The sequence below is a fragment of the Streptomyces sp. NTD91 genome, assembly GCF_059510455.1.
In genome coordinates this window covers 92,712-114,807 of sequence record NZ_JCAJZW010000001.1, presented here as the reverse complement: position 1 = coordinate 114,807, position 22,096 = coordinate 92,712, and the positions used below count along the sequence as shown (strand labels likewise).

Sequence of the window (22,096 nt, the reverse complement as noted above, 5' to 3'; positions counted from 1 at the left end):
CACCGGGTTCTTCTGGTGGGCGGGTGGGGAACGGGGGTCCAGGGGCCGGAGCCCCGGGAAGACCCGCCGAGGCACCGGCACCGGAAACGCGGAGGTTGTCCACAGCCCCGACGCCACCCCCCGACGGAGTCGTAGGCTGGACACCCCCGGCCGCCCCCCGCGCCGGGCTGCTTGCGTTGCCCACCCCTGGACGGAAAAAGCCCCATGAGCCTGCACGGTCTGCTCGACGCCGTCGTCAAGGACCCCGCCCTCGCGGAAGCGATCTCGGCGGCCGCGGACGGCAACCGCATGCACATCGACCTCGTCGGCCCCCCGGCGGCCCGCCCCTTCACGGTCGCCGCCCTGGCCCGCGAGGCCGGCCGTACGGTGCTCGCGGTCACGGCCACGGGCCGCGAGGCCGAGGACCTGGCGGCGGCCCTGCGCTCCCTGCTGCCCGCGGCGGGCGTCGTCGAGTACCCCTCCTGGGAGACCCTCCCGCACGAGCGGCTCAGCCCGCGCAGCGACACCGTCGGCCGCCGCCTCGCCGTCCTGCGGCGTCTGGCCCACCCCAGCGCCCACGACCCGGAGACCGGGCCGGTCTCCGTCGTCGTGGCCCCCGTGCGTTCGGTGCTGCAGCCGCAGGTCAAGGGCCTCGGTGACCTGGAACCGGTGTCCCTGAGAACGGGCCGGACCGCCGACCTGGACGATGTCGTGGAAGCCCTCGCGGCCGCCGCCTACGCGCGCGTGGAGCTCGTCGAGAAGCGCGGCGAGTTCGCCGTGCGCGGCGGCATCCTGGACGTCTTCCCGCCCACCGAGGAACACCCCCTGCGCATCGAGTTCTGGGGCGACGACGTCGAGGAGATCCGCTACTTCAAGGTCGCCGACCAGCGCTCCCTCGAAGTCGCCGAGCACGGTCTGTGGGCGCCGCCGTGCCGCGAGCTGCTGCTCACCGACGACGTCCGGGCACGCGCGCGTGCCCTCGCCGAGGAGCACCCCGAGCTGGGCGAACTGCTCGGCAAGATCGCCGAGGGCATCGCCGTCGAGGGCATGGAATCCCTGGCCCCCGTCCTGGTCGACGACATGGAACTGCTCCTCGACGTCCTCCCCGAGGGCGCCATGACGGTGGTCTGCGACCCGGAGCGAGTACGCACGCGTGCCGCCGATCTCGTCGCGACCAGCCAGGAGTTCCTGCAGGCCTCCTGGGCGGCCACCGCGGGCGGCGGCGAGGCCCCCATCGACGTCGGCGCCGCGTCCCTGTGGTCCATCGCCGACGTCCGCGACCGCGCGCGCGAGCTGGACATGATGTGGTGGTCCGTCTCACCCTTCGCCGCCGACGAAGAACTCGACGCGGACACCCTCAAGCTCGGCATGCACGCGCCCGAGAGCTACCGCGGCGACACCGCCCGGGCTCTCGCCGACACCAAGGGCTGGCTCGCCGACGGCTGGCGCACGGTGTTCGTCACGGAGGGCCACGGCCCGGCCGCCCGCACCGTCGAGGTGCTCGGCAACGAGGGCATCGCCGCCCGCCTGGACGCCGACCTCGGCGAACTGAGCCCGTCGGTGGTGCACGTCTCCTGCGGCTCGATCGAGTACGGCCTCGTGGATCCGGTCCTCGGGCTCGCCGTGCTCACCGAGACCGACCTGTCCGGCCAGCGCACCGCCGGCCGCGACGGCGCCCGCATGCCGGCCCGCCGCCGCAAGACCATCGACCCGCTCACCCTGGAGGCGGGCGACTACATCGTCCACGAGCAGCACGGCGTCGGCCGTTACATCGAGATGGTGCAGCGCACCGTGCAGGGCGCCACCCGCGAGTACCTGGTCGTGGAGTACGCGCCCGCCAAGCGCGGCCAGCCCGGCGACCGCCTCTACATCCCGACCGACCAGCTGGAGCAGATCACCAAGTACGTCGGCGGCGAGGCACCCACCCTGCACCGGCTCGGCGGCGCTGACTGGACGAAGACCAAGGCACGCGCGAAGAAGGCCGTCAAGGAGATCGCCGCCGACCTGATCAAGCTCTACAGCGCGCGCATGGCCGCCCCCGGCCACGCCTTCGGCTCCGACACGCCCTGGCAGCGCGAGCTGGAGGACGCCTTCCCCTACGCCGAGACCCCCGACCAGCTCACCACCATCGCCGAGGTCAAGGAGGACATGGAGAAGTCGGTCCCCATGGACCGCCTGATCTGCGGTGACGTGGGCTACGGCAAGACCGAGATCGCGGTGCGGGCCGCCTTCAAGGCCGTACAGGACGGCAAGCAGGTCGCCGTCCTCGTGCCGACGACCCTGCTGGTGCAGCAGCACTTCGGGACGTTCTCCGAGCGGTACGCGCAGTTCCCGGTGAACGTGAGGGCGCTCTCCCGCTTCCAGACCGACACCGAGGCCAAGGCCGTCCTGGAGGGCCTCAGGGAGGGCTCGGTGGACGTCGTCATCGGCACCCACCGCCTGTTCTCCTCCGAGACGAAGTTCAAGGACCTCGGCCTGGTCGTCGTCGACGAGGAGCAGCGCTTCGGCGTCGAGCACAAGGAGCAGCTGAAGAAGCTCCGCGCCAACGTCGACGTGCTCACGATGTCCGCGACGCCGATCCCGCGAACCCTCGAGATGGCCGTGACCGGCATCCGCGAGATGTCGACCATCACCACCCCGCCGGAGGAGCGCCACCCGGTGCTCACCTTCGTCGGACCGTACGAGGAGAAGCAGATCGGCGCCGCCGTCCGCCGCGAACTGCTGCGCGAGGGCCAGGTCTTCTACATCCACAACCGCGTCGAGTCCATCGACCGCGCGGCCGCCCGGCTCCGCGAGATCGTCCCCGAGGCGCGCATCGCCACGGCTCACGGCCAGATGTCGGAGTCCGCGCTGGAGCAGGTCGTCGTCGACTTCTGGGAGAAGAAGTTCGACGTGCTGGTCTCGACCACGATCGTCGAGTCCGGCATCGACATCTCCAACGCCAACACCCTGATCGTGGAGCGCGGCGACACCTTCGGCCTGTCCCAGCTGCACCAGCTGCGCGGCCGCGTCGGCCGGGGCCGCGAGCGCGGGTACGCGTACTTCCTGTACCCCCCGGAGAAGCCCCTGACGGAGACCGCGCACGAACGGCTCGCCACCATCGCCCAGCACACCGAGATGGGCGCCGGCATGTACGTGGCGATGAAGGACCTGGAGATCCGCGGCGCCGGCAACCTCCTCGGCGGCGAGCAGTCCGGCCACATCGCGGGCGTCGGCTTCGACCTGTACGTCCGCATGGTCGGCGAGGCCGTCGCCGACTACCGACGCCAGCTGGAGACCGGCGAGATCGAGGAGGAGCCGCCGCTCGAGGTCAAGATCGAGCTGCCCGTCGACGCGCACGTCCCGCACGACTACGCGCCCGGCGAGCGTCTGCGCCTCCAGGCCTACCGCGCCATCGCCTCCGCCAACTCCGAAGAGGACGTCAAGGCCGTGCGCGAGGAACTCACCGACCGCTACGGCAAGTTGCCCGAACCGGTGGAGAACCTGCTGCTGGTGGCCGGGCTGCGGATGCTGGCGCGCGCCTGCGGCGTCGGCGAGATCGTCCTCCAGGGCGCGAACATCCGCTTCGCTCCGGTGGAGTTGCGCGAGTCGCAGGAACTGCGGGTCAAGCGCCTCTACCCCGGTACGGTCATCAAGCCGGCCGTGCACCAGGTGCTGGTCCCGCGCCCGAAGACCGCGAAGGTCGGCGGCAAGCCGCTGGTCGGTCGTGAACTGCTTGGCTGGGTGGGCGAGTTCCTCGCCTCGGTCCTGGGGTCGTGACGCGGGGGAGGCGGAGCAAGCGGAGCGGCGCGGTGTGAGCGGGCGCGGACGCACACCGGCCGCGCCACCCCGCACGGCACCGCCACGCCCCCGTTCCACCGCCCGTCGCCCCGAACTGCCGCTCTCCTCCCCATCCGCTGTCGGCCGCGCGGCGGTTACGGTAAGGGACGGAACGATTCCGCCCGAGTCCGACGGGCGGACCTGGGCGGCAAAGGGGGACGTACCGTGACGCGTCTGAGGGGCGGGGCGGTCGCCGCCGCGGCCGTACTGGTCGCCGTGGCCGGCTGCAGGACGGACAAGACCGGCGGGTCCTCCGACCCCGCGTCGACCGGAGGCCCCGGCGCGACCCTGGCCGCCGTCGACTCACTGGCCGTCAAGGGCCGGGCGCCCAGGACCGGTTACTCGCGGGAACGGTTCGGCACCGCCTGGGCGGACACCGACTCCAATTCCTGCGACACCCGCGACGACATCCTCAAACGCGACCTGAAGGACGTGAGGTTCACCGGCGGGACCTGCAAGGTCTCCTACGGACTGCTCGATCCCGACCCCTACTCCGGCAAGGACATCACCTACCGGCGCGGCAGCAGCCAGGTCGACATCGACCATGTCGTCCCCCTCTCCGACGCCTGGCAGAAGGGCGCCGAGTACTGGGACGCCGCAAAGCGCATAGCCCTGGCCAACGACCCCCTCAACCTCATCGCCGTCGACGCGAGCACCAACCGCGGCAAGGGCGACGGCGACGCTGCCACCTGGCTCCCGCCGAACAAGGCCTATCGCTGTACCTACGTGGCCGACCAGGTCGCGGTGAAGAAGAAGTACGGTCTGTGGGTCACCGCCGCCGAGAAGGCCGCCATGAAGAAGGTCCTCAGCGGCTGCCCCGGCCAGAAACTCCCCGCGGGCGGCAACCCCACCAAGGCCCCGGCCCGCTTCCGCGCGCGCTGAGCGGCGTCTCGCGCGACGCCCGGCGGCCACATGCGGATGCGGCACCCGCTGCGAGGCGAGCGGGTGCCGCGTTCTCCTACGGGGCGCCGGTCAGGCGGTCTTGAGGGCCTTGAGGGCGCTCAGGATCTGCGTCGTCACCTTCTTCGCGCTGGCGGCACCGTTGTCGGCGCCCGCCGTGGACAGCACGGTGATCACCGAGTTCCCGGAACGAACCGCCATGAGCGTGGTGCCGTTCTGCCAGGAGCCGCTCGTCAGCGTCATCGTGTAGGCCTCGTCCCCGAGCCCGGCCGCGGATGTGCCAGTGAGCTTCACCTTGGCGTGCGCGTCGGTGTCCGTGAAGGTGGCGCACTCGGCTGCGACGGCCTGTATCCGCTTCAGCACCGCGGTCGCGGTGCCGCCCTGGAACGCGTCGATCTCCTGGGCGATCTCCTCGGTCTTGCCGTGGTTCACGTAGTCGTTCTGCGCGAACGACACGCCCCCCTTGTAACCGGTCACCTGGATCCAGGACGTGGCCTCCAGCCGGGTGCAGTCCGGCTTCGCCGTGCTGCGGCCCGAGGGGTCGAGGAACGTGCCGCCGGTGTCCGAGGCGCCGTCGGCCTCGGGGGCGAACCCGGCCGGGAGGACCGACGCGGGCGCCAGCGCCTTCTTCAGCTGCGTGCCGGTGGGGAGCCCGGCGTCGGGGTCCTTCGCCTTGGTCGGCGCGGTGCTCGCCCCGCCGGCGTCGGAGGAGGAACCGGAGGAGCAGGCGGTGAGGGCCAGCGGAAGCGCCGCGACGGCGAGCAGCGTGGCGACACGGGGGGCGAGACGCATGACAGTCCTTCAGGTGCTGGGTGTACGGGGATGTGTGTACGGCGTTCCGTACGGTGTCCGGAGCCGGTCCGGCCACCCGGGTTCGAGCCCGGACAGCCGGCTCCAGTGGGACAGTTCGGTGAGCGGTGAGCGGTGAGCGGTGAGCGGTGAGCGGGCGTGAGGCGGGGGGCTCAGGCCGTCTTCTTCCAGGTGCCGCAGCCGGTGGTCTTGAAGTAGGCGTCACCCGGGCTGATGGTGACGATGGCCGTGCCGGTCACGTTGTCGTTGGCGATGACCGAGTTCGGCCCGTGCTCGGCGTCCTTGGCGCGCTCCCAGTAGCAGTTGTCGTCGGCGGGGTTGCCGGTGGACCTGTAGGTGCCCGGAGCGATGTCGGTGCCGACCTTGTACATGCCGCCGTCGCCGTCCATCGAGGAGGCGGGCGCGCCCTTCGCCTTCGGGTCGACGGCCTCCCAGTCCGCGCAGCCGCTGGACTTGAAGATCTTGTCGGTGGGCTCGATGGTCACGTAGCTGGTGCCGGTGACGTTGTCGTTGGCCAGCGTCGACTCCAGTTCGCCCTTGGCGTCCTTGGCGCGTTCCCAGTAGCACCCGTCGTCTGTGTTGCCGGTCGTGCGGTAGGTGCCCGGCTTCACGTCCGAGCCGACCCGGTACTGGCCGTCCCCGGCGAACGCGGCCTTCTTCTTCCCGGCCGCCTGCCCGCCGCCCGAGCCCTTGTCGGCCTTCGTGTCCTTCGTCCCCCCGGTGTGCTCGGCGGAGGCGGAAGAACCCTTGCCACTGCCGCCGGAACGACCGTCCTTGCCGTTGCCTCCGGCGTTCGCGGACACGGCACCGATGACGACGATCCCCACGACGGCCCCCAGGGCGACCTTGGCCTTCATGCCCATGGCGAATCCCTCCCCACAGCGGCGGCCTCCCCCTCCGGTGGCCGCTCGTTCGCTTGGTCAATAACAGCAGATGCTGTGAACCGAGTCAACACGGTTCACATAACCAAGTGAGTACACGCCGTGAATGCACTGCTCCTGTGTACGCCGGTATGCTCGGCAGCGCACACACGGGACGAGGGGAGCGAGCCGGTGCAGGACAACGCGACAGAGGTGACCGCAGCCGGAATCGCCCGGCTCGCCGGAGTGGGCCGGGCCGCCGTCAGCAACTGGCGCCGCCGGCACGCCGACTTCCCCAAACCGGTCGGCGGTACCGAGACCAGCCCGTCCTTCGCTCTCGCCGAGGTCGAGGCCTGGCTGCGCAAGCAGGGCAAACTCGCCGAGGTCCCGCTGCGGGAACGTGTCTGGCAGCAACTCGTCGGACACCCCGAGGGCCCGCTGACCGCCCTGGTGCACGCGGGCTGCGCCCTGCTCCTGATCCACGAGCGCCCCACGGTCTGGCTCGACGCGAGCGCCGGTTCGGACGCCCGCCTCGCCGCGATCCTGCCGGGCGCGCTGGAGCAGGTACTGACTCCGCGCTTCGGCAGCGCGCCCGGGCGGGGGGTGCGCGGCGGTCGGTCGGTGCGGGCGGGGGCCAGTGTGAACACGGCCGGCCAGAGGGACGGCGTGAACGACGGCCCGACGGGGGGCGGTGTGAATCCGGAAGCTGTGACACCCGGTGTGAACACCGACGTCAGGACACCCCGTGTGAACGAAGGCCCAGCGGCGTCCGGTGTGAACAGGGGGCACAACACTTCTGGTGTGAACCCCGTCTCCGAACCTCCCGGTGTGAACGCGGGCCCCCCGGCAGCCGCCGTGAACGCGGCAGTCGCACCCGCCGCTGTGAACGCCGCACCCCCCGCCCGGCCTGTGAACACCGGAAGCCCTGTTCACACCCCGGCCTCCGCCCCCGCCCACGCCCCCGCCGCCCCCGCCCTGCGCACTCCCACCGGCCCCCAACTCCTCGCCTCCGCCCCCTTGCTGCGCGGCGCGGCCGAGCTGGCCGCCGAGATCGGGGCGCGGCAGGCGTTCGAGTTCCTGCTGGGGCGGCACCTGGACGCCAACCCCCGCCAGTACACGCTCACCCCGGCCGAACTCGCCGGTCTCATGGCCGACCTCGCCGGTCCGGCCCATACCGTCCTGGACCCCGCCTGCGGCACCGGCGCGCTGCTGCGGGCCGTGGAGACCCGCCCCGGCCAGCAGCTGTACGCCCAGGACAGAGCCCCCGAACTGGCCGCGCTCACCGCGCTGCGGCTCGCGCTGCACTCCCGGGCCGACGTGCGCGGCGCGGCCGGTGACACCCTGCGCGCCGACGCCTACCCGGGGCTGCGGGCGGACGCGGTGCTGTGCCATCCGCCGTTCAACGAGCGCAACTGGGGCCACGACGAACTCGCCTACGACCCCCGCTGGGAGTACGGTTTCCCGGCCCGCACCGAGTCCGAACTGGCCTGGGTGCAGCATGCGCTGGCCCGACTGACCGACGGCGGCGCCGCCGTCCTGCTGATGCCGCCGGCCGCCGCCTCCCGCCGTTCCGGCCGCCGGATCCGCGCCGACCTGCTGCGCCGGGGCGCGCTCAGGGCCGTGGTCGCGCTGCCGGTCGGGGCGGCGCCGCCGTACAACATCCCGCTGCACGTGTGGGTGCTGCGCCGGCCCGACCGTACGCCGGCGTCGCCCGAGGTGCTGCTCGTGGACACCGGGAGGTTCGCCGGAGAGGGACGCGGCGGCCCGGACTGGCCGGCCGTGCGCGAGGCCGTCCTGGACGCCTGGCGTGACTTCGAACGCGCGGGACGGCTGACGGAGCGGCCCGGACTCGCCCGTTCCGTGCCGGTCATCGAACTCCTCGACGACGACGTCGACCTCGCTCCCGCCCGTCATCTGCCGCCGGCGGCCGTGGCCGACGGCGCGGAGCAGCTCACGGCGGTGCGCGAGCGTCTCGGCGAGACCCTGCGCCTGACCACCGACCTCACTCCGCCGCCCGCCGTCCCCGCGCCCGGCGCGCGCTGGCCGCTCACCACCATCGGTGAACTCGCGCGCGGGGGAGCGCTGATGATGCGCACCGGCGGAAACGGCGGTCGCGCGCGTGTGCCCGTGCTCACCGACCATGACGTCCTCGCCGGTACCGAGCCCTCGGGGACGCTCCCGGAGAGCGAGGAGGAGGCCGTGCTGACCGAGCCGGGCGACGTCGTCGTACCGGTGCTGGGCGGCGGTTCGGTGGCGCGCGTGATCGACGACGTCACGAAAGGCGCCGCCCTGGGGCGCAACCTCGTGCTGCTGCGCCCCGATCGGGCGGCGCTCGACCCGTGGTTCCTCGCCGGGTTCCTGCGCGGTACCGCGAACAACCGGCAGGCCAGCAGCTACGCCTCCACCGCGACCCGGCTGGACGTGCGCCGCCTGCAACTGCCCCGGCTCACGCTGGACGACCAGCGGCGCTACGGCGCGCGTTTCCGCGCGCTCGACGAGTTCGAGCGGGCGCTGCGCCAGGCGAGCCGGCTCGGGGAGCAGCTCGTGCGCGGGACGTACGACGGCCTGACGGACGGCACGGTGGCGCCCGGCTGACCGCCGGCACGGACAGGACAACGGTTCGGTACAGCCGGGGGGCTTGTCCGTGCCCTCGTCGGTCCCGGGTCATATGCTCGAAGCGACAATCGCACGACCGGCGTTCTCCTCCCGGGGGAGCACGCCGGTCGGACGTGTACGCCCACTTCAGGCATCAGGAGCAGTCATGCAAGGCCTCGGCTACGGACAGCCGGTGAAGCAGCCGCCGCACACCGCGTGGCTGGTTCTGCTGCGTGTGCTGTTCATGGCGACCGGGTTTTTCAGCATGGGCCTGCTGGCCTGGGTGATGCCGCTGCGGCTGGCGGCCGTCACACGGCGGGCGGTGGACTGGTGCCTGTTCGGCGCCGCGCTGGTCGCCGACATCCTCAGCCTGGTGCTCATAGGCACCGAATCCGGCGACGACATACACACCCCGCTCGGCTACTTCGGCCTGGTCCTGCTGCTGGGCACCCTGGTGGGCACGATGGTGTACTACCTCGCCGCGGAGATCCGCCACTACGCGCGCCGGCGGCAGGCGTACGCGGCCCAGGCGTCGGCGCACGGCGGCTACGCCTTTCCGGGCCCGGTGAACCCGTACACGGCGGCGACCGTCCCGATCGGCAGGGCGGCCCACGACACGCCGTTCCCGCCGGCTCCGGTCGCCCCGCACACCCCGCCGCCGGTACCGCACGCGCCCGCGCCCCAGCCGCCGCAGCGCCCGGCGCCCAGCCACATCGAGCAGGTGCGCGCCGAACTGGACGAGCTGAGCGACTACCTGCGCAAGCACGAGGGCCGTGACGACGGCTCCGAGGGCGGAAGGTGAGCGTGGCGACAGGACGTGTCGTCGCCGGCCGGTACGAACTGTCCACCCTCATCGGGCAGGGCGGCATGGGCCAGGTGTGGACGGCGTACGACCGGCGGCTCGACCGGCGCGTGGCGGTGAAGCTGCTGCGCCCCGACAAGGTGGCGGGCCAGGAGGCGGAGGAGCTGCGCCGCCGGTTCATGCGCGAGTGCCGGGTGACCGCGCAGGTGGACCACCCCGGCCTGGTGACCGTGCACGACGCGGGCAGCGAGGGCGAGGAGCTGTTCCTCGTCATGCAGTACGTCGACGGCGCCGACCTCTCGGACCATCTCGCCGAGCACGACCCCTACCCGTGGCAGTGGGCGGTCGCGGTGGCCGCGCAGCTGTGCGCCGTGCTGAGTGCCGTGCACGCCGTGCCGATCGTGCACCGTGACCTCAAGCCGCGCAACGTGATGGTGAAGCAGGACGGCACGGTCACCGTGCTGGACCTGGGCGTGGCGTCCGTGATGGACACCGACACCACGCGGCTCACCCACACCGGCTCCCCGATCGGCTCGCCCGCCTACATGGCGCCGGAGCAGGCGATGGGCGGGGCGGTCGGCCCGTACACGGACCTGTACGCGCTGGGGGTGCTGATGCACGAACTGCTCAGCGGGGACGTGCCGTTCGCGGGTTCCACGGCGCTCGGGGTGCTGCACCGGCACCTGTACGAGCCGCCGCTGCCGGTGCGCCGTGTCCGCTCCGAGGTTCCCGAGGCGCTCGAGGCGCTGGTCCTGCGCCTGCTCGCCAAGGACCCGCAGCACCGGCCCACGTCCGCGCAGGAGGTGTACGAGGACCTGGCGGCGCTCCTGCCCGCGCGCGGGACGCCCACCGGGGCCCCCTTGGACCCCACGCGCCCCTTCCTGCGCCCGCACGCTCCCTGGCCGGACCGCGCGCGGACCCCCGCGCCCCAGCCCGTCCCCGTCGCTCCGGCGCCGCCGGTGGCCGAGAAGCCCGATGTCGCCGCTGCCGTCGAGGAGGTCAAGCGGCTGCTGGGGGAGGGGCGCATCACCCAGGCCGTGGACATTCTCGGCGCCATCCTGCCGGCCGCCGCCGAGCAGCACGGCGAGCACTCCCCGGTCGTGCGCACGCTGCGCAAGCAGTACGCGGCCACGCTCATGGACGACGGGCAGTACCGGCGCGCGCTGCCCGAACTGCGCCGGCTCGCGGACGAACGCGCCGCCGAGGCCGGCCGGGCCGACCCGCAGTCGCTGCGCTACCGCTACGAGGCCGCGCAGTGCCTGGAGCAGCTGGGCCAGCCGGCGGCGGCGCTCGCCGAGTACCGCACGCTGCTGCCGTACTACGAGAACCAGTACGTCTCCGGCGACCCGCAGCTCGCCCACGAGGTGCGCCGGCGCATCGGCCATCTGCTGCTCGCCCTCGGTGACCGTACGTCCGCCCACGACACCCTCGCCCGGCTGCTGATGGACGTGGAGAGGCTGCACGGGCCCGGCTGGCCGATGGCCCTGGAGATCCGGCGCACCCTCCAGTGGCTGGGCCAGGTGCGGGGCTAGCGGCGGCAGTTGATACGTTGCGCTTCGCTCAACCAGGCGACGTACGACAACAGGGGTGGGATCATGGCCGGCCATCGTCAGTCCAAGAAGCGCAGATACCTGACATGGGCGGTGGCCGGCGCGGCCGTCGTCGCCGGTGCCGGGATCGCCGCGCAGACCTCCATGGCCGCCACCGGCTGGCCCGCGCAGAAGACCTTCACCGGCCGCGCGTTCGACACCTGCGCCGCGCCCTCGCTGTCCGCGATGAAGGCCTGGCACACCGGCTTCTACGGTGCCGCCGCCGTCTATGTGGGCGGCAGGAACCGCGGCTGCTCCCAGCCCAACCTCACCGCCTCCTGGGTGAAGTCGGTCAGTTCCGTGGGCTGGAAGCTCATCCCGATCTACGTCGGCGCCCAGCCGCCCTGCCGGTCCGGCTCCAACCCGGAGAAGATCACCGCGTCCACGGCCGCCTCGCTCGGCGCCTCGGACGCCACCGACGCGGTGGCCAAGGCCTCCGCGCTCGGCATGAAGGCGGGCAGCGCGATCTACCTCGACATGGAGGCGTACGACATCACCAACACGTCGTGCAACGACGCCGTGCTCACGTACGTGCGCGCCTTCGACAAGGGGCTGCACGCCAAGACGTACCGGGCCGGCTACTACGGCTTCACGAGCTCCAGCGCCAAGGCCATCGCCACCGCCAAGGACAAGACGGACCTGCCGGGCAACCTCTGGTACGCGCTGTGGGACAAGCAGAACACGACGACCGCGGACTGGCCGTGGGGGTCGACCCAGTTCACCGACCACAGCCGCGGCCATCAGTACATGGTCAACAGCAAGGAGACGCACGGCGGCGTCACGTTCACCGTCGACCGTGACGCCTGGGACGGGCCGGTGGCCATCACCGGCTGAGCCGGGACCGTCCGGCCGGGGCGCGGCGGTGCCGTAAGTCGTGGTGAATCGTTGGTCGAATGGGTTGGCCTGAGCCTGGGCGCTGCCTAACATCGATCACCGCAAGACTTTGTGCACCGCCGCACAATCTCCCCCTGGAGGTCCCCTTGCACCGCCGCCGTCGCACCGCGCTCGTCCTCACCGCCGCGATCGCCGCCGCGGCACCCCTGCTGACCGCCTGCGGAAACGACGCGCACCCCGGCGCCGCGGCCGTCGTCGGCGGGCAGCGGATCACCGTCGCGCAGCTGGAGAGCCGGGTCGACGAGGTCCGCGCGGCACAGCGGTCCGCGGTGCCGGACGAGACCCAGTACCAGCAGGTCCTCGCCTCCACCAGCAGCCTGACCCGGGACACCCTGTCCAACATGGTCCTCGACCGGGTGCTGCACCGCGCCGCGCAGGACGCGGGCATCACGGTCACCCGCGAGGAGGTCCAGCAGATGCGCACGGGTCTGGAGCAGCAGGCCGGCGGCGCCAAGGGCCTGCAGACCGCCTGGCTGCAGAAGTACGGCATCGCGCCCGCCCGCCTCGACGACAACCTCAGGCTCCAGCTGGAGGCGCAGAAGCTGGCCCGGCAGCTCGGCACCGACACCACCCAGCCCGCCTTCTGGAAGGCCCTGTCCAAGGCCTCCCAGGAACTGCGCATCGACCTCAACCCGCGCTACGGCACCTGGGACGTGCAGAAGAGCAGCCGTGTGGACGCCAAGACGCCCTGGGTTCGGGAGGTCACGACGGCGTCGGGCGGTCAGCCGCTGACCGCATAGGGCAGCCGGTCGTACGATCACACGACCGCCCCCGCCCTGTGGACAACCAGATCCACTCCTGGGCGGGGTGGGTTACGTTCGGATCGTGAACGCATCCAGTCCCGACCTCGTCCCCGCCGCCGGTCCCGGCCGCGTCGTCCTGCTCACCACGAGTCACCGTGTCGCCCCCGGCCTGCTGTCCTGGCCCGCCTGGCAGGCCCTGCGCGACGCCGACGCCGTGCTGTGCGCGGACGGCACGCATCCGCAGCTGCCGTATCTGCGCGAGGCCGGGATAGCGGTCCGGGAGGCGTCCCCCACGGCGCAGGAGCTGGTCGACGCGTGCGCCGGCGGGCGCACGGTCGTGGTCGTGACCACCGGCGAGGGGGAGCCCGCGCTCACCGACGGCCTGGCCCGGCTGGCCGGCTCCGGCCGCGTGGCCATGCCGGACCTGGAGCTGCTGCCCGCCTCCTACGACCTGCCCGGCGCCCGCCTGCTGGACCTCGTGCAGGTCATGGACCGCATCCGCGCCGAGTGCCCGTGGTCCTCCCGGCAGACCCACGAGGGCCTCGCGAAGTACGGCATAGAGGAGGCGTACGAACTGGTCGAGGCGATCGAGACCGGTGACCGCGAGGAGCTGCGCGAAGAGCTGGGCGACGTGCTCCTCCAGGTCGTCTTCCACTCCCGGATCGCCGAGGAGCATCCGGACGCTCCGTTCTCGGTCGACGACGTGGCCGGCGGCATCGTCGCCAAGCTGGTCCACCGGCACCCGCACGTCTTCGGGGACGAGAAGGCGGAGACGCCGGACGACGTCAAGGAGCACTGGCTGCGCACCAAGGCCGAGGAGAAGCGGCGCGCGTCGGTGACCGAGGGCGTCCCGCTCGGCCAGCCCGGCCTGGCCCTCGCCGCCAAGCTCGTCTCCCGCGCGCGTACGGCGGGCCTGGACGTGCCGCTGCCGCAGGGCGAGGGCGTCGGCTACCGGCTGCTGGCCCTGGCGGCCCGCGCCGATGCGGAGGGCGTGGACCCGGAGGCGGCCCTGCGCGCGGCGGCACGGGCGTACCGGGACGCCATCCGTGAGGCGGAGGGAGTCGCCCCCGGGGCGATACACCGCACCCGCACCGGCCACCGTGACGCGGAGGGCCACGAAGCCCCGGATACGGTCGACCCGTGACCGACCGGCCCCACCCCCACCCGAGCCCTGCCGAGGGCTCGGCCCTCGGCTCCGCCCCGGCACCGGCCGGGGACCCGCCCCCCGGCCCCTCCCCGGCCCTCGCCGAGGGCTCCGCCGGAGGTCCCGTACCCGCCCTGTTCACCTGGGAGTTCGCCACCGACCCCTATCCCGCCTACGCCTGGCTGCGTGAGCACGCGCCGGTGCACCGGACGCGGTTGCCCAGTGGGGTGGAGGCCTGGTTGGTCACGCGGTACGGAGATGCCAAGCAGGCCCTCGCCGACCAGCGGCTGAGCAAGAACCCGGCGCATCACGACGAGCCCGCGCACGCCAAGGGCAGGACCGGCATCCCGGGCGAGCGCAAGGCGGAGTTGATGACGCATCTGCTGAACATCGATCCGCCGGACCACACCCGGCTCAGAAGGCTGGTCAGCAAGGCGTTCACACCCCGCCGGGTCGCCGAGTTCGGGCCGCGCGTGCAGGAGCTGACCGACCGTCTCATCGACCGGTTCGCCGGGGAGGGCTCCGTCGACCTCATCCACGAGTTCGCCTTCCCGCTGCCCATCTACGCCATCTGCGACCTGCTCGGCGTCCCTCGCGAGGACCAGGACGACTTCCGGGACTGGGCGGGAATGATGATCCGGCACGGCGGAGGGCCGAGGGGCGGGGTCGCGCGGTCCGTGAAGAAGATGCGCGGCTACCTCGCCGAGCTGATCCACAAGAAGCGCGAGGCGCTGCCCGTTGAGCCCGCGCCCGGTGAGGACCTCATCTCCGGTCTCATCCGCGCCTCCGACCACGGCGAGCACCTCACCGAGAACGAGGCCGCGGCGATGGCCTTCATCCTGCTGTTCGCCGGCTTCGAGACGACCGTCAACCTCATCGGCAACGGCACCTACGCCCTGCTCACCCACCACGGGGAGCGCGAGCGGCTCCAGGCCTCCCTGGCCGAGGGGGAAAGCGGCCTGCTGGAGACCGCAGTGGAGGAGCTGCTGCGCTACGACGGGCCGGTGGAGCTGGCCACCTGGCGGTTCGCCACCGAGCCGCTCACCGTCGGCGGACAGGACATCGCGCCGGGCGACCCGGTGCTCGTGGTGCTCGCGGCTGCGGACCGGGATCCGGAGCGGTTCGCCGACCCCGATGTGCTGGATCTCGCCCGCCGCGACAACCAGCACCTCGGCTACGGCCACGGCATCCACTACTGCCTCGGCGCGCCGCTCGCCCGGCTGGAGGCCCGGACCGCGCTGGCCACCCTGCTCACCCGCCTTCCCGACCTGCGGCTCGGCGCCGATCCGGCCGACCTGCGGTGGCGCGGCGGGCTCATCATGCGGGGCCTGCGCACCCTCCCCGTGGAGTTCACACCCACCGCCTGAACACACTCCGTGCGGGTAAAAGTGACGGACGTTCAATTATGTGATCTTCACGTGATCTACGCGGCATTAACTTGTGACAAGTGATCGTCTGGCGCTACGTTCACCCATCAGCGTGGCGAGGGCACTGTTCGCCGCGCCGGTTCCGCAGTCGCACGAAAGGCTTCCGCATGCTCTCCGGGAACGGTCGTCACCGTCGCCCCCGTCAGGCTCCGGCCCTCCTCGTCGCGGCCGGAGTGACCGGCTCCGCCATCGCCATCCCGCTGCTCGGCGCCGCGAGCGCCAACGCTGCCGACGGCACCACGTGGGACAAGGTCGCCGAGTGCGAGAGCGGCGGATCCTGGAGCGCGGACACCGGGAACGGCTACTACGGCGGTCTGCAGATCTCGCAGGAGGACTGGGACAAGTACGGCGGCACGCAGTACGCCGCGAGTGCGGACCAGGCCAGCCGCAACCAGCAGATAGCCGTCGCCGAGAAGATCCTCGCCGACCGGGGCACCGCGCCGTGGGCCATGTGCGCGCTGACCGCCGGGCTGACCTCCCACTCCGCTTCGCTCGACGTCGACACCGGTGTCGGCGGCTCCGCATCCGGCGGCAGTGGCGGTTCGAACGACACCTCCGGCTCGGCGGACGGCTCCGGCTCGTCCGGTCTGCCGGATTCGTCCTCCAGCGGCGCCGGTTCGGGCCACGCGCCCGGCTCGGACTCCTCCGGCTCCGACTCCTCCAGCCCCTCCTCGGGCGCGAGCGGCACGCCCGCCCCGAGCCCCGGTGGCGATGCCACCGGGACCCCGGATCCGACCGGTTCCGCCGGAACCAGTACCCCCAAGCCGGACAAAACTCACGAGTCCGCCTCGCAGGGCGACGGAAGCTCAGAGGGGGGCGCCGGGTCTTCCACCGCGATGCCCGGTGCTGACAACTCGGACAATTACCAGCAGAGTGCCGGTTCTTGGAGCCTGGTCGACACCGGAGCGCTCGGCAGTGGCGGACGTCACCGTGGCGCGAGTGCGGACGAAAGCGTGACAAACGGTCAGGGCGACGCCTCTTCCGGCCGTCACGCCGGCCACGGACCGGACACGTACACCGTCCGCGAGGGCGACTCCCTCGCCTCCATCGCCGACTCGCTCGGTGTCGACGGCGGCTGGCACGCGCTCTACGAGAGCAACAAGAAGGTCATCGGTGCCGACCCGGACCGCATCGCCGCCGGTCAGACCCTGAAAATCGACGGCGAAAAGGGCGCGGAACAGGACTAGTTGACGCCCTACTTGATCAGTGATGTCCGGTTTGGCGAAAGTGTGGGATGAGTCTCAGAAGCCCTGATCGTCTTTGAAATTCCGCCGACGGCATGTCTACGGTCAGGACCGCTCGTCACCACGAGCCCCGGCAGTCGCACACGCCGAATCCTGCCAGCGGTTGCCCGGGAACAGTCGTCGCGTCAAGCGCCGTAGGCAGGAGCGGGGGACCCAAGGTAAGTGCCGCGCCCAGCAGTTCAGTCTGGACCGGCTAGGGGTGAAGCCGCACCTCGCGCAAGCGGGTGTGCGGCCGGGCAACTCAACCGGCCCGAACCCGACAGCTCACCTCGCAGGCGTCGGTGAGGGGATCGATCCATGCTGTTTTCCGCCAAGGGCAAGCACCGCCGCCCGTCCAAGGCCGTCCGCGTCGTCGCTCTCGCCGGTGTCACCGGCGCCGCCGTCGCCGCCCCGCTGATGGCGGCGGGCAACGCCTCCGCCGCCACCGCCTCCCAGTGGGACGCCGTCGCCCAGTGCGAGTCCGGCGGCAACTGGTCCATCAACACGGGCAACGGCTTCTACGGCGGCCTGCAGTTCACCAACTCCACCTGGGCCGCCTACGGCGGCACCGCCTACGCCCCGCGCGCCGACCTGGCCGGCAAGGCGCAGCAGATAGCCGTCGCCGAGAAGGTCCTCGCGGGTCAGGGCAAGGGCGCCTGGCCGGTCTGCGGCACCGGCCTGTCGAGCACTCCGTACAACGGCTCCGCTCCCGCGGCCTCCACGAAGTCCTCGAGCGGCACCACCACCCGCTCCACCGGCCAGCAGGCCGCCACCCGTTCCACCACGCGCACGGCCCCGTCGGCGAACAAGACCGTCACCACCGCGACCGGCACGAAGGTCAAGAAGGGTGACGGCGAGTACAAGGTCGTCAAGGGCGACACCCTCAGCTCCATCGCCGCCAAGCACGGCGTGCAGGGCGGCTGGCAGAAGCTGTTCCAGCTGAACAAGGACATCGTGAAGAACGCCGACCTCATCTACCCGGGCCAGCAGCTGCACCTCAAGTGACAGCCGGGGAGTGACACCCGGCTCTCCGGCCGGGCCCACGGCGCCCTCACAGCCGCCGCCCCGCACGGGAGGCCTCGTGAGGGCCACCCCCCTCCCCACGGGCTCCCCGCCCCGGCGCGTGTTCCCCCGTACGCGCCGGGGCGGGGCTTTTCTTTGCCCGGCCGTTCCCCGCTTTTCTTCCGCACCCCCTTTGTTCCGGCGGTGAACAATGGGTACCGTCTGCGTGTCCCTCCTGTCCACGGGACGGTCGGTCGGTGGCCGGCGCCCCGGGGACGGTTAGGCTCTAGTCGCACGGCGCAGCCGCAAGGCACACGCCCCGCACTTCCAGCGTCACATCCCAAGAAGGAGATGCTCGTGCCGTCCATCGACGTCGTCGTAGCCCGGGAAATCCTGGACTCCCGAGGCAACCCCACGGTCGAGGTCGAGGTCGGCCTCGACGACGGCAGCACGGGTCGTGCCGCCGTCCCGTCCGGCGCCTCGACGGGCGCCTTCGAGGCCATCGAGCTGCGCGACGGTGACCCCAACCGCTACCAGGGCAAGGGTGTCGAGAAGGCCGTCCTCGCCGTCATCGAGCAGATCGGCCCGGAGCTGGTCGGCTACGACGCCACCGAGCAGCGGCTGATCGACCAGGCCATGTTCGACCTGGACGCCACCGACAACAAGGGCTCCCTCGGCGCCAACGCCATCCTCGGCGTCTCCCTCGCCGTCGCCCACGCCGCCTCCGAGGCGTCCGACCTCCCCCTCTTCCGCTACCTGGGTGGTCCCAACGCGCACCTGCTGCCGGTGCCGATGATGAACATCCTCAACGGCGGCTCGCACGCGGACTCCAACGTGGACATCCAGGAGTTCATGATCGCCCCGATCGGCGCGGAGTCCTTCTCCGAGGCCCTGCGCTGGGGTGCCGAGGTCTACCACACGCTGAAGAAGGTCCTGAAGAGCAAGGGCCTGGCCACCGGCCTCGGCGACGAGGGCGGCTTCGCCCCGAACCTGGAGTCCAACCGCGCCGCCCTGGACCTCATCCTCGAGGCCGTCAAGCAGGCCGGCTACGTCCCGGGCGAGCAGATCGCGCTCGCGCTCGACGTCGCCGCGTCCGAGTTCTACAAGGACGGCAAGTACGAGTTCGAGGGCAAGTCCCGCTCGGCCGCCGAGATGACCGAGTACTACGAGGAGCTCGTCGCCGCCTACCCGCTGGTCTCCATCGAGGACCCGCTGTTCGAGGACGACTGGGCCGGCTGGAAGGTCATCACCGACAAGCTCGGTGACAAGGTCCAGCTCGTCGGCGACGACCTGTTCGTGACCAACCCGGAGCGCCTGGCCCGCGGCATCGAGGAGGGCACCGCCAACGCCCTGCTGGTCAAGGTGAACCAGATCGGCTCGCTGACCGAGACCCTGGACGCCGTCGAGCTGGCCCAGCGCAACGGCTACAAGTGCATGATGTCCCACCGCTCCGGCGAGACCGAGGACGTCACCATCGCCGACCTCGCCGTCGCCACCAACTGCGGTCAGATCAAGACCGGCGCCCCGGCCCGCTCCGAGCGCGTCGCCAAGTACAACCAGCTGCTGCGCATCGAGGAGATCCTCGACGACGCCGCGGTGTACGCCGGCCGCAGCGCCTTCCCGCGCTTCAAGGGCTGAGAGGCCTCACGGGCTGAGCCAACGTGGAGTAAGGCCTAGCCAGTCGTACGTACGTCCCCGTACTCGGTCCCGTACCGTGTCCGGGGACGTACGCACGTGTGAAGCCACACCGGCGAAGGGGAGGCGGAGGAGCCAGATGGCCGTGAAGGACCGGGACCGTTTCTCCACCGCGACCAGGCTGCGGCTGCTCGGCGAGCAGACGGCGGCCCGGGTGTACCGCTCCCAGAGCAGGCGTCAGGCCCGCCGCTCCCGGCTCACCGGCCGCGCCGCGCTGCTCGCGCTGGTGCTGTGCTCGCTGGTCGTCGCACTCGCCTATCCGATGCGGCAGTACGTCTCCCAGCGTGCGCAGATCTCCGACCTCCAGCGTCAGCAGCAGCAGGCCCGCAAGCGGGTGGAGCAGCTGCGCGACCTCAAGGCGCGCTGGCAGGACGACTCCTACGCCGAGCAGCAGATCCGGCGCAGGCTGCACTATGTGATGCCCGGTGAGACCGGGTACACGGTGATCGCTCCGGGCCCGGCCAAGCAGTCCCGCGCCGACCGCGGGGGCGCCCGGCGTCCCTGGTACGCGAACGTCTGGGACGGCGTGGACAAGTCCGACGCCTCCGACCAGTAGTCGATGCAGTCATCGATGCAGTGATCGACAGAAAGCCAATCCGAAAGCAGTCATGGAAACGCCCCCGCCGCCCACTCCGCGCACCGAGCCCACCGACGCGGACGTCGAGGCCTTCAAGCAGCAGCTCGGCCGCCCGCCGCGGGGCCTGCGGGCCATCGCGCACCGCTGCCCGTGCGGCCAGCCGGACGTCGTGGAGACCGCGCCGCGGCTGCCCGACGGCACGCCCTTCCCGACGACGTACTACCTGACGTGCCCGCGCGCCGCCTCGGCGATCGGGACGCTGGAGGCGAACGGCGTCATGAAGGAGATGACGGAACGCCTCCAGAGCGACCCCGAGCTGGCCGCGGCCTACCGGGCCGCCCACGAGGACTACATCGCGCGCCGGGACGCCATCGAGGTCCTGGAGGGCTTCCCCAGCGCCGGCGGCATGCCGGACCGTGTGAAGTGCCTGCACGTCCTGGTCGCCCACTCGCTGGCGGCCGGACCGGGGGTCAACCCGCTCGGCGACGAGGCGATCGCGATGCTGCCGGAGTGGTGGCGCAAGGGGCCGTGCGTGCAGCCGCTGGCGGCGCCCGACCCGGCGGACGAACACCCCGGGGAGCAGGGTGCCGTCCTGGACCCGGCCGAGGCGCGCCGCGGCTCCTTCGCGGCCGGGCCGCCGGTTTCGGAGGGCTTCTCCCGGGTCGCGGCCGTCGACTGCGGCACGAACTCCATCCGGCTGCTCGTCGCCGACGTCAACCCGGCCACCGGCGAGCTGTTGGAGCTGGACCGGCGGATGACGATCGTGCGGCTCGGCCAGGACGTGGACCGCACCGGCCGGCTGGCGCCCGAGGCGCTGGAGCGGACCTTCGCTGCGTGCCGGGAGTACGCCGGGGTGATCCGTGGACTCGGCGCCGTCAAGGTGCGCTTCGTCGCCACCTCCGCCTCCCGCGACGCCGAGAACCGGGACGACTTCGTGCGCGGGGTGCTGGACATCCTCGGGGTCGAGCCGGAGGTGATCAGCGGCGACCAGGAGGCCGAGTTCTCCTTCACCGGCGCGACCAAGGAGCTGACGGGGCGGGACGACCTGGCCAGGCCCTACCTCGTGGTGGACATCGGCGGCGGCTCAACCGAGTTCGTGGTCGGCGACGACCGGGTGCGGGCGGCGCGCTCGGTGGACGTCGGCTGCGTGCGGATGACGGAACGTCACCTGGTGCACGACGGCAAGGTCTCCGACCCGCCCGCCGAGGACGAGATCGCCGCGATGCGGGCCGACGTCGAGGCCGCCCTGGACCTCGCCGAGGAGACGGTCCCGCTGCGCGGGGCGCGCACCCTGGTGGGGCTCGCCGGGTCCGTCACCACCGTCTCCGCCATCGCCCAGGACCTGCCGGAGTACGACTCCGCGCGCATCCACCACTCCCGGATCTCCCGCGACCGCGTCCGCGAGATCACCGAGTGGCTGCTGCGCTCCACCCACGCGGAGCGCGCGGCGGTCCCGTCCATGCACCCGGGCCGGGTCGACGTCATCGGCGCGGGCGCCCTGGTGCTGCTCGCGATCATGGAGCGGACCGGTGCCGAGGAGGTCGTGGTGAGCGAGCACGACATCCTCGACGGCATCGCGTGGTCGGTGGCGTAGCTCTCTCTTGTTACTGATGGGTAGCGGTCTGCTGAGCAGGTCGGATAACGTTTGAGCGGCATGGAGGGGCCCTTCGGCGCCCCTCCGGTGCAACCGCCCCCGGAAAGTTCGTGAAGTTCTTCACAAGGAATTCGGCCCGGTCGGTCCGTGAAAGGGGCCCGGTTGGCCCTTCCGGGGGGTCAAAGACCGGTTGAACATGTTCAGATGAAGGGTGCCGGGGTGCTGCGGAAAGGGGTGTTCCGAACGCGTTCCGGCATCCTCACGGATGCCTCACCGACCCGGAGAGGCAGCTCACGCGGCATTGACAACGGTCCAAAGGGGACCGTGGTTCCGCTCGTCGCTCATGATCTGGATCACGCGGGCCGCGGAGTGTAGCACAGGGTCTGCCATACCTTGTGAAGGGGCGCACGAGCACCCCCCTGGGAGCGGGTGGATACTCGATG

Annotated in this window: 16 protein-coding genes and 1 riboswitch; of the genes, 14 read left to right on the top strand and 2 right to left on the bottom strand. The window is 71.8% G+C overall.

What is annotated here, in order from left to right; translation table 11 throughout:
- Positions 1–204: 204 nt before the first annotated feature.
- Together mfd and AC5WRT_RS00490 are read left to right on the top strand one after the other, a co-directional pair.
- Complete coding sequence (gene mfd / locus AC5WRT_RS00495; RefSeq protein ID WP_496091587.1) at positions 205–3,738, top strand: transcription-repair coupling factor; 3,534 nt, start codon at positions 205–207, stop codon at positions 3,736–3,738.
- Positions 3,739–3,963: 225 nt separating this feature from the next.
- Entirely contained in the window at positions 3,964–4,680 is a 717-nt protein-coding gene (locus tag AC5WRT_RS00490; RefSeq protein WP_496091586.1) for an HNH endonuclease family protein, read from the top strand.
- Between the two features lie 90 nt (positions 4,681–4,770).
- Here the strand turns inward: AC5WRT_RS00490 and AC5WRT_RS00485 are convergent, their stop codons facing one another.
- Together AC5WRT_RS00485 and AC5WRT_RS00480 are read right to left on the bottom strand one after the other, a co-directional pair.
- Positions 4,771–5,490, bottom strand: coding sequence for a hypothetical protein (locus AC5WRT_RS00485; protein WP_496091585.1), 720 nt, complete (start codon positions 5,488–5,490; stop codon positions 4,771–4,773).
- A 170-nt stretch (positions 5,491–5,660) separates the two neighbouring features.
- The gene (locus AC5WRT_RS00480; RefSeq protein ID WP_496099823.1) at positions 5,661–6,371 is read right to left on the bottom strand and encodes an Rv1352/Rv1906c domain-containing protein; all 711 of its coding nucleotides are present in this window, start codon (positions 6,369–6,371) and stop codon (positions 5,661–5,663) included.
- 189 nt (positions 6,372–6,560) lie between these two features.
- Between AC5WRT_RS00480 and AC5WRT_RS00475 the strand changes: the two genes are divergently transcribed.
- The 12 genes from AC5WRT_RS00475 (at position 6,561) to AC5WRT_RS00420 (ending at position 21,653) form a co-directional block, all read left to right on the top strand.
- Entirely contained in the window at positions 6,561–8,963 is a 2,403-nt protein-coding gene (locus AC5WRT_RS00475) for an N-6 DNA methylase (protein WP_496099822.1), read from the top strand.
- Positions 8,964–9,129: 166 nt separating this feature from the next.
- Positions 9,130–9,765 (top strand): hypothetical protein, encoded by a 636-nt coding sequence (locus AC5WRT_RS00470; RefSeq protein WP_496099821.1) that lies wholly within the window; start codon positions 9,130–9,132, stop codon positions 9,763–9,765.
- 38 nt (positions 9,766–9,803) lie between these two features.
- Positions 9,804–11,297 (top strand): protein kinase domain-containing protein, encoded by a 1,494-nt coding sequence (locus AC5WRT_RS00465; RefSeq protein WP_496099888.1) that lies wholly within the window; start codon positions 9,804–9,806, stop codon positions 11,295–11,297.
- A 63-nt stretch (positions 11,298–11,360) separates the two neighbouring features.
- Positions 11,361–12,188, top strand: a complete 828-nt coding sequence (locus AC5WRT_RS00460; RefSeq protein ID WP_496091581.1) for a glycoside hydrolase domain-containing protein — start codon at positions 11,361–11,363, stop codon at positions 12,186–12,188.
- 146 nt (positions 12,189–12,334) lie between these two features.
- Positions 12,335–12,988, top strand: a complete 654-nt coding sequence (locus tag AC5WRT_RS00455; protein WP_496091580.1) for a SurA N-terminal domain-containing protein — start codon at positions 12,335–12,337, stop codon at positions 12,986–12,988.
- A gap of 85 nt (positions 12,989–13,073) precedes the next feature.
- Positions 13,074–14,135: a nucleoside triphosphate pyrophosphohydrolase gene (locus AC5WRT_RS00450; RefSeq protein WP_496099820.1), complete on the top strand. Its 1,062-nt coding sequence runs from the start codon at positions 13,074–13,076 to the stop codon at positions 14,133–14,135.
- Positions 14,136–14,269: 134 nt separating this feature from the next.
- A complete protein-coding gene (locus AC5WRT_RS00445; RefSeq protein ID WP_496091991.1) occupies positions 14,270–15,502 on the top strand; it encodes a cytochrome P450 family protein in 1,233 nt (410 codons plus the stop codon).
- Between the two features lie 167 nt (positions 15,503–15,669).
- Positions 15,670–16,749 carry a transglycosylase family protein gene (locus tag AC5WRT_RS00440; protein ID WP_496091578.1) on the top strand — a complete coding sequence of 360 codons (1,080 nt, stop codon included), beginning with the start codon at positions 15,670–15,672 and terminating at the stop codon, positions 16,747–16,749.
- A 177-nt stretch (positions 16,750–16,926) separates the two neighbouring features.
- A riboswitch (cyclic di-AMP (ydaO/yuaA leader) is annotated at positions 16,927–17,099 on the top strand.
- Positions 17,100–17,103: 4 nt separating this feature from the next.
- The gene (locus tag AC5WRT_RS00435; RefSeq protein WP_496091577.1) at positions 17,104–17,790 is read left to right on the top strand and encodes a transglycosylase family protein; all 687 of its coding nucleotides are present in this window, start codon (positions 17,104–17,106) and stop codon (positions 17,788–17,790) included.
- 348 nt (positions 17,791–18,138) lie between these two features.
- Positions 18,139–19,425, top strand: coding sequence for a phosphopyruvate hydratase (gene eno / locus AC5WRT_RS00430; RefSeq protein ID WP_496091576.1), 1,287 nt, complete (start codon positions 18,139–18,141; stop codon positions 19,423–19,425).
- A 136-nt stretch (positions 19,426–19,561) separates the two neighbouring features.
- On the top strand, positions 19,562–20,038 hold the full coding sequence (locus tag AC5WRT_RS00425) for an FtsB family cell division protein (protein WP_496091575.1): 477 nt from the start codon (positions 19,562–19,564) through the stop codon (positions 20,036–20,038).
- A 52-nt stretch (positions 20,039–20,090) separates the two neighbouring features.
- On the top strand, positions 20,091–21,653 hold the full coding sequence (locus tag AC5WRT_RS00420; RefSeq protein ID WP_496091574.1) for a DUF501 domain-containing protein: 1,563 nt from the start codon (positions 20,091–20,093) through the stop codon (positions 21,651–21,653).
- Positions 21,654–22,096: the final 443 nt, after the last annotated feature.